This is a genomic window from Mesorhizobium sp. C432A (assembly GCF_030323145.1).
Lineage (GTDB): Bacteria > Pseudomonadota > Alphaproteobacteria > Rhizobiales > Rhizobiaceae > Mesorhizobium.
The window spans coordinates 998261-1010255 of sequence record NZ_CP100470.1 but is presented as its reverse complement, the minus strand read 5'-3'; the positions used below and the strand labels follow the sequence as shown (position 1 = coordinate 1010255).

The 11995-nt window shown below is 63.2% G+C and carries 14 protein-coding genes; 5 read left to right on the top strand and 9 right to left on the bottom strand.

Annotation, left to right across the window (positions count from 1 at the left end; translation table 11 throughout):
* Positions 1-145: 145 nt before the first annotated feature.
* From NLY33_RS04655 to infC, 8 genes are all read right to left on the bottom strand, one after another.
* Positions 146-748, bottom strand: coding sequence for a nucleotidyltransferase family protein (locus NLY33_RS04655; RefSeq protein ID WP_023703776.1), 603 nt, complete (start codon positions 746-748; stop codon positions 146-148).
* 160 nt (positions 749-908) lie between these two features.
* Positions 909-3317, bottom strand: coding sequence for a phenylalanine--tRNA ligase subunit beta (gene pheT / locus NLY33_RS04650; RefSeq protein WP_023703775.1), 2409 nt, complete (start codon positions 3315-3317; stop codon positions 909-911).
* Between the two features lie 2 nt (positions 3318-3319).
* Positions 3320-3766 carry a GFA family protein gene (locus NLY33_RS04645; protein ID WP_023681387.1) on the bottom strand — a complete coding sequence of 149 codons (447 nt, stop codon included), beginning with the start codon at positions 3764-3766 and terminating at the stop codon, positions 3320-3322.
* Positions 3763-4815 carry a phenylalanine--tRNA ligase subunit alpha gene (pheS, locus tag NLY33_RS04640; protein ID WP_032891898.1) on the bottom strand — a complete coding sequence of 351 codons (1053 nt, stop codon included), beginning with the start codon at positions 4813-4815 and terminating at the stop codon, positions 3763-3765. The genes NLY33_RS04645 and pheS overlap by 4 nt, the downstream gene beginning before the upstream one ends.
* Before the next feature lie 296 nt (positions 4816-5111).
* Positions 5112-5513 carry a 50S ribosomal protein L20 gene (gene rplT, locus NLY33_RS04635; protein WP_023672281.1) on the bottom strand — a complete coding sequence of 134 codons (402 nt, stop codon included), beginning with the start codon at positions 5511-5513 and terminating at the stop codon, positions 5112-5114.
* A gap of 39 nt (positions 5514-5552) precedes the next feature.
* Positions 5553-5756: a 50S ribosomal protein L35 gene (gene rpmI / locus NLY33_RS04630; protein WP_006201248.1), complete on the bottom strand. Its 204-nt coding sequence runs from the start codon at positions 5754-5756 to the stop codon at positions 5553-5555.
* A gap of 184 nt (positions 5757-5940) precedes the next feature.
* Positions 5941-6579 carry a methyltransferase family protein gene (locus NLY33_RS04625; RefSeq protein ID WP_023681388.1) on the bottom strand — a complete coding sequence of 213 codons (639 nt, stop codon included), beginning with the start codon at positions 6577-6579 and terminating at the stop codon, positions 5941-5943.
* A gap of 132 nt (positions 6580-6711) precedes the next feature.
* Positions 6712-7248: a translation initiation factor IF-3 gene (infC, locus tag NLY33_RS04620; RefSeq protein ID WP_023744911.1), complete on the bottom strand. Its 537-nt coding sequence runs from the start codon at positions 7246-7248 to the stop codon at positions 6712-6714.
* A gap of 247 nt (positions 7249-7495) precedes the next feature.
* Here infC and NLY33_RS04615 point away from each other — a divergent pair, with 247 nt between their 5' ends.
* The 4 genes from NLY33_RS04615 to NLY33_RS04600 all read left to right on the top strand — a co-directional run bounded on the left by NLY33_RS04615 (position 7496) and on the right by NLY33_RS04600 (position 10975).
* Entirely contained in the window at positions 7496-8266 is a 771-nt protein-coding gene (locus tag NLY33_RS04615) for an alpha/beta hydrolase (RefSeq protein WP_023681389.1), read from the top strand.
* 6 nt (positions 8267-8272) lie between these two features.
* Positions 8273-9415, top strand: a complete 1143-nt coding sequence (locus NLY33_RS04610; protein ID WP_023681390.1) for a benzoate/H(+) symporter BenE family transporter — start codon at positions 8273-8275, stop codon at positions 9413-9415.
* A gap of 117 nt (positions 9416-9532) precedes the next feature.
* Complete coding sequence (locus NLY33_RS04605) at positions 9533-10018, top strand: DUF2852 domain-containing protein (protein WP_023672286.1); 486 nt, start codon at positions 9533-9535, stop codon at positions 10016-10018.
* A 198-nt stretch (positions 10019-10216) separates the two neighbouring features.
* A complete protein-coding gene (locus NLY33_RS04600) occupies positions 10217-10975 on the top strand; it encodes a M48 family metallopeptidase (RefSeq protein WP_023681391.1) in 759 nt (252 codons plus the stop codon).
* An 18-nt stretch (positions 10976-10993) separates the two neighbouring features.
* Here NLY33_RS04600 and NLY33_RS04595 read toward each other — a convergent pair whose 3' ends face one another.
* Positions 10994-11212 (bottom strand): hypothetical protein, encoded by a 219-nt coding sequence (locus NLY33_RS04595; RefSeq protein WP_023672288.1) that lies wholly within the window; start codon positions 11210-11212, stop codon positions 10994-10996.
* A gap of 109 nt (positions 11213-11321) precedes the next feature.
* Between NLY33_RS04595 and NLY33_RS04590 the strand changes: the two genes are divergently transcribed.
* Positions 11322-11981 (top strand): phosphoribosylanthranilate isomerase, encoded by a 660-nt coding sequence (locus tag NLY33_RS04590; RefSeq protein ID WP_023681392.1) that lies wholly within the window; start codon positions 11322-11324, stop codon positions 11979-11981.
* Positions 11982-11995: the final 14 nt, after the last annotated feature.

Sequence of the window (11995 nt, the reverse complement as noted above, 5' to 3'; positions counted from 1 at the left end):
CCTTTACCCTCCCCCTTGTGGGGAGGGTCGATCCGCGAAGCGGATCGGGGTGGGGGTCCTCGTGAGGCGCACCCCCACCCCGTCTCTCTGTCTCCGCCTCGCTGCGACAGCGAGCCGACCCTCCCCACAACGGGGAGGGTAAGTCTCACCACGGCACCACCGTAATCTCCGGCCAGCACGCCTTCGCCCTCGCCCCCTTGGCCTCATGCGTGCGCCTGTTATCCATCAGCCGGTTGGGCGTGATGCGAAACGCGAAGAGGTCATCCAGCTCGAACGGCGCCACGACCTCAAGCTGCCCATCTGCATCGTATCGCACCCCGACCGCATGCGTCTTCGAAGCAAAATAGCTCACCGACTCGCTGGAACTCGTATAGCGCGGGCAGGGCTGGCCGAATTTCTGCGGATACCACAGATGCACCCGTGCCTGGTTGCGCACCTCGGCCGGCAGAGCCAGCCCCTCGAAATGCTGCGCGGCTCGACGGATGACCGCGTCCTCGGCCTCGTAGGACAGGTCGCTGTCATCGAAGTAGAAGAGATCGACATCCTTGATGCCGTAGCCCGGCGCCTTGCCGGTCAGGTGGTTCCAGACGCTGTTGTAGAGCGCACCGGACACCACCAGCCAGTCCGGCAACGCCAGCGTGCGGGCCCGCTCCAGCGCGTCGCTGACGAGCGCATCCGCCAACACCATGGCGAGAAACGCTTCGCGCTGGGCTTCGAACGGCAGACCGGAATAGCGCAGATGGTCCATCGCCCTTTGGAGAGCGATTCGCAACTGCCGGCAATCCTCAGAAGCAATTCCAGGAAAGGTGTGTAGCGGTTTTACTGGGAAAGCGCGCCGCGCTTTCCCTAAGACGCGCTTTCCCTAAGAATTGCGTGAAGTCGAAATACGTAGGGCGGCGTTAGCCGCTCTACGTTCTCAGCATGCCGCCCGTTTGCTTGCCAACATTGTCGACGATGCGCTTGGCCAGCGCCTCGAAATCCTCGTCGGTGAGCGTCTTTTCAACCGGCTGGATAGATACTTCGATGGCAATCGACTTCTTGGCGGTCCCGAGAGATGCCCCCTCGAACACATCGAACACCGAAACGCCGGTGACCAGCTTCTTGTCGGCGGCGAGCGCCGCGCGCACCAGCGCGCCGGCCTCCACCGTCTTGTCGACGACGAAAGCAAAGTCGCGCTTCACCGCCTGGAAGGCGGACAGCTCCAGCTTTGGCTTGGTTTTCGTCGGCTTGGCCTTCGGCTCGGGCACGGCGTCGATATAGACCTCGAAACCGCAGATCGGTCCGGAAACGTCCAACCCCTCCAGCGTCTTCGGGTGGAACTCGCCGAACGTGCCGAGCACTGTCTTCGGGCCGAGCTTGATCGTGCCGGAGCGGCCGGGATGATACCAGGCCGGACCGCCTGGCTCGATCTGCAGCCTGTCGACCGGCGCGCCGCAGGCTTCCAGCGCTGCAATCGCGTCGGCTTTGGCGTCGAACACGCCGACCGGACCGGAATTGCCGGCCCAACTGCGGCCGGAACCGTCGAGCTTGGCGGTGCCGCGGCGCACACCGGCGGCAACGCGCCGCTGCTGGTCGGGGCCGTCGCCCTCATAGGTACCGGAGACCTCGAACAGCGCGACATCGCCGATGCCCTTGTCGGCATTGCGCTGCGCGGCGACGATCAGGCCGGGCAACAACGAGGGCCGCATATCGGACATGTCGGCTGCAATCGGATTAGCGAGCTTCAGCGCCGTCTGGCCGCCGCCGAACAGTTCGGCGTGTTTGGCCGGGATGAACGACCAGGTGAGAACCTCCAGCATGCCCCGCACGGCGAGCGAGCGCTTGGCAGTGCGGGTGCGAACCTGCAGCGTCGTCAGTATCTTGGAGTTGACCGCGTCATGCGCGCCGAGCGGCTGCGGCGCGATGTTGTCGACGCCGTGGATGCGCATCACTTCCTCGACCAGGTCGGCCTTGCCGTCGACGTCAGGACGCCAGGACGGCACAGCGACATCGACGACGTCGCCCGAGCCTGACGGCTTGAAGCCGAGGCGGGTCAGGATGTCGAGGCTTTCCGCCTTCGGCACCTCGATGCCGGTCAGCCGCTTCACTTCCGAGATCGGGAAGGAAACGATCTTCGGCTTGTAGCCGGCATAGCCGACCACCTCCGTCTCGGTCGGCTCTCCGCCGCAGAACTCCAGCACCAGCTTTGTCGCCAGCTCGACGCCGGGCACAATGAATTCCGGGTCGACGCCACGCTCGAAACGGTAACGGGCATCGGTGATGATGCCGAGCGTACGGCCGGTGCGGGCCGTGGTGATCGGATCCCAAAGAGCGGATTCGATCAGCACGTCCGTGGTGTTCTCGTCGCAGCCGGAATGCTCGCCGCCCATGACACCGGCGATCGATTCGACGCCATTGTCGTCGGCGATCACGCACATCTGCGGCGTCAGCGTGTATTCGCGCCCGTCAAGCGCCAGCACCTTCTCGCCGTCGCGTGCGCGGCGCACGACGAGATTGCCGGCGACCTTCTTGGCATCGAACACATGCAGCGGCCGGCCACGGTCGAAGGTGACGTAGTTGGTGATGTCGACCAGCGCGCTGATCGGGCGCAAGCCGATGGCGATCAGCCTTTGCTGCAGCCATTTCGGCGACGGCCCGTTCTTCACGCCTTTCACCAGGCGCAGCGCGAAACCGGGGCAGAGCTCCGGCGCCTCGATGGTCACCTTGACCGGCGTTTCACCTTTGCCAAGGACCGCTTCGACCGGCGCGGTCTTGAGCCGGCCAAGCCCGCTGGCCGCCAGGTCCCGGGCGACGCCGTAAATGCTGGTCGCATCCGGCCGGTTCGGCGTCAGATTGATCTCGATCACCGGATCGTCGAGATGCGCGTAAGCCGCGAAGCTGGTGCCGACAGGCGCATCGGCCGGCAGGTCGATAATGCCATTGTGCTCATCCGACAGCTCCAGCTCGCGCTCGGAACACATCATGCCATGGCTCTCGACGCCCCGGATCTTGCCGACGGTCAGCGTCACGTCGATACCGGGCACATAGGCGCCGGGCGCGGCGAAGGCGCCGATCAAGCCGGCGCGGGCATTCGGCGCACCGCACACCACCTGGACAGGGGCTGCGCCATTGCCGGTGTCGACGGTCAGCACCCGCAGCCGGTCGGCGTCGGGATGCTGCACCGCCGTCAGCACCTTGGCGATGACGAACGGCTTCAGGCCGGCCTTGTCGTCGACATGCTCGACTTCGAGGCCGATCGAGGTCAGCCTCTCGACGATCTCGTCGAGCGTGGCGTCGGTGTCGAGATGATCCTTGAGCCAGGAAAGGGTGAGTTTCATCACTATGTTCCGTTTTGTCTGTACCCGCCCGGACCTTGTCCATCGGGTCTGGGCACGCTTGTCTTCAAATGGCGCGGCAAGTCGTCGGGCATATGCACGAAGGGCAGCTGCTCGCGCACATAGGCATGGTGCGTCGGCCGGAAATAAGCCGGCATGTCCATGGCGCCCAGCATGAAATAGATGTGGTCTTCCAGCCGCTCGTCGACATAGGCGATAGGCGAGCCGCAAATGCCGCAGAACGAGCGTGTAACCGGGCCGTTCTCGTACATCTTCAGTGCCTTGCCGGTGAAAGCCACCTGCTCGGTAAGGAAGCCGACAAAGGCCGACACCGGCGCGCCGCTGGCGCGCCGGCAATCGCCGCAATGGCAATAGCTGACATGGTGCGGTTCGACCGAGGCCTCGAACCGTACCGCGCCGCAGCGGCAGCCACCGGCGTGCGGCGCCGTCATGCGGAAAGACCTCCGAACAGCGTCGGCATGTCGAGCGGCCGGAAACCGTAATGCGACAGCCAGCGGACATCGGCGTCGAAGAAGGCGCGCAGGTCCGGCATGCCGTATTTCAGCATGGCGATGCGGTCGATTCCCATGCCCCAGGCAAAGCCCTGATATTCGTCGGGATCGAGCCCGCCGGCGCGCAGCACATTGGGGTGGACCATGCCGCAGCCGAGGATCTCCATCCAGTCGGAGCCTTCGCCGAAGCGCACTTCGCCGGGCCGCGAGCGGTCGCATTGGATGTCGACCTCGAGGCTTGGCTCGGTGAACGGGAAGAACGACGGCCGGAAGCGCATCTTGACCTGCGGCACCTCGAAGAAAGCCTTGCAGAATTCTTCCAGCACCCACTTCATGTTGGCGACATTGGCCGATTTGTCGATCACCAGCCCCTCGACCTGATGGAACATCGGCGAGTGGGTAGCGTCGGAATCCTGCCGGTAGGTCTTGCCGGGAATGACGATGCGGATCGGCGGCTTCTGCTTCTCCATGGTGCGGATCTGTACCGGCGAGGTGTGCGTGCGCAACAGCTTGCGCTCGCCCTTTTCGTCCGGCTGGAAAAAGAAGGTATCGTGCATCTCGCGCGCCGGATGCCCTTCGGGGAAATTCAGCGCGGTGAAATTGTAATAGTCGCTCTCGACATCGGGACCTTCTGCGATGGCAAAGCCGAGATCGCCGAAGATCGCCGCGATCTCGTCGATGACCTGGCTGATCGGATGGATGCGGCCGCGCTCGGCCGGCGATTGCCGCACCGGCAGCGTCACGTCGACCGTCTCGGCGGCAAGGCGCGCCGTGACCGCCACATCCTTCAGCTCGGCCTTGCGTGTCGTCAGCGCTTCGGTGACGCGGTTCTTCAGGCCGTTGATCGCGGGGCCCTTGACCTGGCGCTCCTCGGCGCTCATCGCGCCCAGTGTCTTCAGCAATTCCGAGATCGACCCCTTTTTGCCGAGAGCCGCGACGCGCACGGCTTCGATAGCAGCCTCATCGGCGGCCGACGCGACGTCGGCCATCAGGGAGTTTTCGAGAGTATCCAAGCCGGTAGCTATGTCGTTCACGGTCAAACTCGCTGTGTTGGGAGTCAACTTTGAGGTGAAAGTCACTTTCAAGTTGAAAGTTCAGCCATAAGAAAAACCCGCGCCAGCCGTGCCAGCGCGGGTTCCCCAATCAGAATTGCGAATGCTGGGAAGCGCTGGGCTCGGAGGCCGATCCCGAAAAGTTGCAGACTTTTCGGAAAGATCGCGCTCCTCGCTAAATTTCCCTGAGCATGATGTTGTCCAAAAAGTCAGCAACTTTTTGGCATCATGCTCTAGGCGACAGCGCTTTCAAAAGCATTCGGGGTGGTGTTCTTCAGATATTCGAGCGCGACCTTGGCCTTGGCCACGAGTGCGGCGAACGCCTGCGGTTCATGGATGGCCATGTCGGACAGGATCTTGCGATCGATCTCGATACCGGACTTGTTGAGGCCGTCGATGAAGCGGCCATAGGTCAGGCCATGCTCGTGCGTCGCGGCGTTGATGCGCTGGATCCACAGCGCGCGGAACGAGCGCTTGCGGTTCTTGCGGTCGCGATACGCATACTGCATCGACTTTTCGACCGCCTGCTTGGCGATGCGAATGGTGTTCTTGCGGCGGCCGTAGAAGCCTTTCGCGGCTTTCAGGACCTTCTTGTGCTTGGCGTGCGAGGTGACGCCTCTTTTTACGCGTGCCATGTCATGATCTCCTTAAACGCTGTTCCTGAAACCGAATGCTCAGAGGCCGTTCGGCAGAAAATTCTTGATGACCTTCTTGCCATCCGGTTCAGCCAGAACCATCGTGCCGCGGGCATTTCGAATGAACTTGTTGGAACGCTTGATCATGCCGTGACGCTTGCCGGCCGCAGCCGACAGGACTTTACCCGTACCTGTGATCTTGAACCGCTTCTTGGCGGCCGATTTGGTCTTCATCTTGGGCATTTTGCTACTCCGTATTGGTGGCGCACAATCGCGCTTCTTGTTCGCTTCGGGCGGACCAAAAGCCCGAAAAGCAAATGAAACCGCCACGGCATGCCCTGCCGGGCGGTTTTCTTGGAACGGCGGTCCTATACGTCAAAGCGGGCTGGCGCGCAACACCCGAGCGGCTGCGACGCTCTCTCCGCGATCAGGGCAGCCTGAACAGCACCGGCAGAATGCCCGATTGCTGGGCACCATCGATGGTCTCGAACACCGGCAACGCCACCAGAAACACCAGCCCGTCGAGCAAGGTGGTCAGCAAGAGGCGCGGCTTGAAGCTGCCGGTGTCGCCTTCCTGGTAGAGCGACAGCTGGGGGAAGAAACGCGGCACCCGCGCCAGATAGGCTGTGTAGGGCGCGCCGAGAACCTCCTTGAGATACCGTTCCTCGCGCAGGATGACGATGTGGAAGGCGCCGGCGCACAAAAGCGCAAACAGGACGATGCCGGAGAACGAGCCGATCTGCGCCCCGACGCCGGCGGCGGCAACGGTCGAGAACACGTAGAGAGGATTGCGGGTGATCGAATAGGGTCCGCCGGTGACCACTTCGGAGGATTTGCGCCCCCCGATATAGAGTGTCGACCACAAGCGGCCGACGACGCCAAGGAAGATCAGCAGCACGCCGACCATCTCGATCGTTTCATGCACCGGGGTATCGGGCGGGAAGGTCGACTGGCCGAACAGCAGTGCCGCAAACAGCACCACCACCAGCACCGCAAGCACCATCCGGCGCATGTGCTGGTAGCCGCCCAGCTCCTTGATGGGCGCAGGGTTGATTTCATTGGCCATGTCGGGAATCCGATCGTCGAGAAGCTTTGCCGGCGATCGCGGCGTCTGGACAGGAGAATCGGCGTCCCGCCGATCGCCGGGACGCCATGAGACAGGATTCAGGCGGATTTAGAGCGCAACGCCCGAACTGATCTAGCGCGGGGCCAGCACCATCATCATCTGGCGGCCTTCCAGCTTCGGCTCGGCTTCGACCTTGGCGATGGTAGCCGTCTCCTCGCGCACCTTGTTCAGGAGCTGCATGCCGAGTTCCATATGCGCCATCTCGCGGCCGCGGAAGCGCAGCGTCAGCTTGACCTTGTCACCTTCCTCGAAGAAGCGCCGCACGGCCTTCATCTTGGTTTCGTAGTCATGGCTGTCGATGTTCGGGCGCATCTTGATCTCCTTGATCTCGATGACCTTCTGGTTCTTGCGCGCCTCGGCCGCCTTCTTCTGGTTGGCGTATTTCAATTTGCCGAGATCGAGAATTTTGACGACAGGCGGCACCGCATTGGGCGAGATCTCGACCAGATCGAGCCCTGCCTCTTCGGCGAGCAGCAATGCGTCGTTGATGGAAATATCGCCGCGGTTCTGGCCATCGGCGTCGATCAGTTGGACCCGGGGAACCCGGATATCACGGTTGGAGCGCGGGCCATCTTTGGTGGGCGCCGCTGCTTTGAAAGGTCTGCGAATGGTCGTGGTCTCCTTGGCCGTTTCGTTCAGGGTTTCAATCTAGAAATGTTCAGGACGCGCCAATGTGGTGAGCGCGCGGGCGGAGTCAATAGCACAGCGCTGACAGAAAATCACCCTGATCGCAGGCCTGCACCAAACAAAGGATGTCGCGAGCACTTTCCGCCTCGCCTGTGCCTGTGTCAAAAGACCGGCGAGTAAAATCAGGCTCCCGCAATCAGGCCCCCAGAACCAGGATTGATCCACAGCCATGACCGCGACCACCCCAACCCTGCTGGATGTCGACGGCATTGATATCGCGGTTCGCCATTCCTCGGGCGCAACGCCCGGCATCGTCTGGCTCGGCGGCTATAAATCCGACATGCTGGGCACGAAGGCGCAGACGTTGTCGGATTGGGCGGCAAGGGAAGGCCGCGCGTATCTGCGCCACGATTATTCCGGCCATGGCGAATCCGGCGGCGCCTTTGCCGACGGCACCATTTCGAAATGGCTTGGCGAGAGCCTCGCCGTCTTCCGGCGTTTCACCGAGGGCAAGCAAATCCTGGTCGGCTCGTCGATGGGCGCCTGGATCGCGCTGCGCATGGTGCAGGAACTGCGCAAGGCGGGCGACAGCAATGTGGTTGGCCTGGTGCTGCTCGCGCCGGCGCCGGATTTCACCGCCGAGCTGGTCGAGCCGGCTCTGACGGAGGAACAGAGGCGCGACCTCCGGGAGAAAGGCTTTTTCGAAGAACCTTCGGACTATTCCGCCGAGCCTTACATCTACACAAGCGCGCTGATCGAGGACGGCAGGGCGAACCGGGTCATGACCGGGCCGATCGATACCCATTGCCCCGTCCACATCCTGCAGGGCCTGGCCGATGCCGATGTGCCGGCAAGCCATGCGCTGAAGCTGGTCTCGCTGCTGCCGGCCGACGACGTCACCTTGTCGCTCATTCCCGACGGCGACCACCGCCTGTCGCGGCCGCAGGATCTCGACATGCTGCTGAGGGCGGTGGGCGACATGGTTCAGCGGGCGGGGTAGGCGAGAATGCGCATTTCCATCCCGATATCCGCCTTTGTCGCGGCAATCGTCGGCTTCGGCGGCACGCTGGCCGTCGTCATTGCCGCCGCCAAGGCGGTTGGCGCCACGCAAGCCGAAACCGCGAGCTGGGTGACGGCAGTGTGCGTGGCGATGGCGATCGAATGCTTGTGGCTGTCCTGGCGCACGAAAATACCCATCATCACCGCCTGGTCGACACCGGGCCTGGCGCTGATGGCGGCATCGAGCGGGTTTACCATGGCCGATGCGGTCGGCGCCTTCATCGTCACCGGCCTAATGTTGATCGCCACCGGCCTGTTCAAGCCGCTGACCCAGCTGATATCAAGGATACCGGCGTCAGTCGCGTCCGGCATGCTGGCGGGCATCGTCGTCACCTTCGCGCTCAATGCCGTCAAGACCATTCCGGTCGACCCCTGGTTGATCCTGCCGCTGATCGCGGCCTTCTTCGTCATTCGCCTGTTCAACCCGGCGCTGTCGGTGCTGGCGGTGCTGATCGGCGGCGGCATCGCCGCCTTCCTGACAGGCCGCGTCGGCGGACTGCCGGCACCGGAACTGTCGACGCTGACGCTGATTGCTCCGCATTTCAGCGCCGCAGCTGTCATCGGCCTGGCGCTGCCGCTCTACCTCGTCACCATGGCGTCGCAGAACCTGTCGGGTCTCGCCGTCTTGCGCGCCGCCGGCTATCACCCCGAACCCGGCCCGCTGATCGGCGTCACCGGCCTGTTCTCGCTGCTGTCGGCGCCGTTTGGCGGCTCGACCACCAATCTGGCCGCGATCTCTGCGGCGATCTGCACCGGGCCGGACGTCCATCCCGACCCGGCCGAGCGCTGGAAGACCGGACCCTTCTATGCACTTGCCTATCTGATCTTCGCGGTTTTCGGCGCCTCGCTGGTGGCGATCTTCGCAGTGCTGCCGCAAAGCCTGATCGTGCTGGTGGCCGGCCTGGCGTTGATGGGGTCGCTGGCCAACGCGCTGGCGATCGCGCTCAAGGACGAGGACCAGCGCATGGCGGCTACTGTCACCTTCGTTGTCACCGCGTCGGGGCTGACTTTGTTCGGCGTTGGCGCCGCCTTCTGGGGCTTGGTCGCCGGCCTGGTCGTGCTTTTCCTCGAAGCGGTCAAAAAGCGATAATCAATTCAGGACCTTATCCGGTTTTGGCGGACGTTGTCTTGAATCGCCGTTTTTCTCATCCCATTTCGAATCCACGCAGCCGCTCTTGGCTGTCTCCAACCGAAGGAATGGGAGAAAATGAACACATCCGCATTGATCCGCCCGGCCTGGACGCCGGCGACCATCGCGCTGATGGTGATCGGCTTCATGGTGTTCTGGCCGCTTGGCTTCGCCATGCTCGCCTACATCATCTGGGGCGACCGGCTTGACGGCTTCAAGCGCGACGTCAACCGGGCCACCGACGGCATCTTCGCCGGCTGCCGTCGCGGTTCCGACAAGGCCGCGCGCTGGGGCCACGGTTCGGCCCGCACCGGCAATGTCGCTTTCGACGACTGGCGCGAGAAGGAACTCGAACGCCTCGCCGAAGAGCGTCGCAAGCTCGATGAGATGCTGAGCGAGTTCGACGAGTACGCCCGCGAATTGCGCCGCGCCAAGGACCAGGACGAGTTCGACCGCTTCATGGCCAACCGCAACAAGTCGACAGCGCCTGCGAAGACAGGCTCGGCCGAAACGGCCAAGCCCGCGACGCCCAAGCGCAAGGGCCCGAACCTGCTTGACGACTGAGGCTGCGCGCATGACCCCGAAAATCGAAACCGATTTTCGGAAAGGTTCATGCGCCGAATTAGAGTGCTACAGCGTCCTTTGCGCGTCAGAGACGCGCGGCGCTCTAAGACAGGCCTTGGCATGATGGACGGCGTCGCGCGAGCGGCGCCGTTTCTTTTTTGTTCTGGTCGTTTTCCTCGAATCGCGTATCGTTCAGCCATGTCCTTCGGCTTTTTCCGCAACCTGACCAAACCAAAACCCTCGCCTGTCGAAGAGCGAGAGCACGTCGTTGCCGGCCGCACACTGCCGCTCAGGATCGTCGAGAGCGCCCGCGCACGGCGGCTGACGCTGCGCATCGATTCGGGCGGCCAGGGGCTGCGCATCACCGTGCCGCCGGGCCTGCGCCGCGGCGAGGTGGAGAAATTCCTTCACCGCCATCAGGGCTGGCTGGAGCAGCGTCTGGCCAAGGTACCGACACGGCCGCAAGTGCGCCCCGGCATCAAGATCCCGATACGCGGCGTCGCGCATCGCATCGTCCACGAACCGTCGAAACGCGGCACCGTCACCGTGTCGCGCGACGAGCGCGGTCCGCTGCTGATCGTCCATGGCGAGCGCATACATTTGCCGCGCCGCATCGCCGATTTCCTCAGGCGCGAGGCCAAGAAGGACATCGAGAAGCTGGTGGTCAAGCATACCGAGGCCATCGGCAAGCGCGCCAAGGCTATCCGCTTCAAGGACACGTCGAGCCGCTGGGGCTCCTGCACTTCCGACGGCAATTTGTCCTTCTCATGGCGCATCATGATGGCGCCGACGCCGGTGATAAACTACTTGGTCGCGCATGAGGTGGCGCATCTCAAGGAGATGAACCACGGCCCGAAATTCTGGAAACTGTGCGAGCAGCTCTGCCCCGACACCGACCGCTGCAAGGACTGGCTGAAGCGGAATGGTGGGGCATTGCAGGCGATTGTGTTCGATTAGCCTTCGCCGGCGGCGCGCTCAATCATCATTGGCCGCATTAAGCTCTTCAGGCCGCAGCCCTTCGTCGCCATGGCGCGGCCATGGCAGGAAATTCTGCTCGAACGCATCGCTGCCGAAATAATCCAGGACCCGGTGCGCTTCCGCCCCGTCGAAGGCGGCCTTTTGCATCAGATGGGCGATGACGTCGCGCGCTTGCGCGATCTTCTGCCTGAGTTCGGCTATGCTCTGGTCGGCCATTCGTCTGCTCCGCCTTGCTTCTCCCATCAATAGGTAGCGCCTTTGGCGTTGCCGGCAAACAGCATGCTTTTTCTCGACTCTTGGCCGGTTTCGTGCCAAGCCCCGCGCCATGGCGCTCGATATCAAGATCTGTGGATTGAAGACCGATGAGGCAATGGCCGCGGCCCTGGCCGGCGGCGCCAGCCATGTCGGCTTCATCTTCTTTGCTAAAAGCCCGCGCTATGTCGAGCCTGCGGCAGCCGGCCGCCTGCGCGAGGCGGCAATCGGCAAGGCCAGGGCGGTCGCCGTGACGGTCGATGCCGATGACGCGTTCCTGGATGAGATCGTCGCAAAGATGCGCCCCGACATGCTGCAGTTGCACGGCACGGAGACGCCCGAGCGGGTGGCCGAGGTGAAAGCTCGCTACGGCCTGCCTGTCATGAAGGTGTTCTCCGTCAGTGAGGTAGCCGATCTCGAGCGGCTAAAGCCGTTCATCGGCGTTGCCGATCGCTTCATGTTCGATGCCAAGCCACCAAAGGGCTCGCAACTTCCGGGCGGCAATGGCGTCGCCTTTGACTGGCGCATCCTGGCCGGCCTTGACGCCGGGCTCGATTACATGCTTTCCGGTGGGCTCAACGCCGCCAATATCGGCGACGCCCTGATATCAGCCAATCCGCCCGCGATAGACATTTCGTCGGGGGTGGAAAGCGGCCCGGGCGTCAAGGATCCGGCGCTGATCGAGCAGTTCTTCCGGGCCGTCAGGGCCGCGCGCGACGACCGCGCTGCCTGAGGCACTTCTTTCGA

Coding starts and splice junctions, on each gene's coding strand:
- NLY33_RS04655 (WP_023703776.1), bottom strand. CDS start 748: ATGGACCATCTGCGCTATTCCGGTCTGCCGTTCGAAGCCCAGCGCGAA.
- pheT (WP_023703775.1), bottom strand. CDS start 3,317: ATGAAACTCACCCTTTCCTGGCTCAAGGATCATCTCGACACCGACGCC.
- NLY33_RS04645 (WP_023681387.1), bottom strand. CDS start 3,766: ATGACGGCGCCGCACGCCGGTGGCTGCCGCTGCGGCGCGGTACGGTTC.
- pheS (WP_032891898.1), bottom strand. CDS start 4,815: ATGGCCGACGTCGCGTCGGCCGCCGATGAGGCTGCTATCGAAGCCGTG.
- rplT (WP_023672281.1), bottom strand. CDS start 5,513: ATGGCACGCGTAAAAAGAGGCGTCACCTCGCACGCCAAGCACAAGAAG.
- rpmI (WP_006201248.1), bottom strand. CDS start 5,756: ATGCCCAAGATGAAGACCAAATCGGCCGCCAAGAAGCGGTTCAAGATC.
- NLY33_RS04625 (WP_023681388.1), bottom strand. CDS start 6,579: ATGGCCAATGAAATCAACCCTGCGCCCATCAAGGAGCTGGGCGGCTAC.
- NLY33_RS04615 (WP_023681389.1), top strand. CDS start 7,496: ATGACCGCGACCACCCCAACCCTGCTGGATGTCGACGGCATTGATATC.
- NLY33_RS04610 (WP_023681390.1), top strand. CDS start 8,273: ATGCGCATTTCCATCCCGATATCCGCCTTTGTCGCGGCAATCGTCGGC.
- NLY33_RS04605 (WP_023672286.1), top strand. CDS start 9,533: ATGAACACATCCGCATTGATCCGCCCGGCCTGGACGCCGGCGACCATC.
- NLY33_RS04600 (WP_023681391.1), top strand. CDS start 10,217: ATGTCCTTCGGCTTTTTCCGCAACCTGACCAAACCAAAACCCTCGCCT.
- NLY33_RS04595 (WP_023672288.1), bottom strand. CDS start 11,212: ATGGCCGACCAGAGCATAGCCGAACTCAGGCAGAAGATCGCGCAAGCG.
- NLY33_RS04590 (WP_023681392.1), top strand. CDS start 11,322: ATGGCGCTCGATATCAAGATCTGTGGATTGAAGACCGATGAGGCAATG.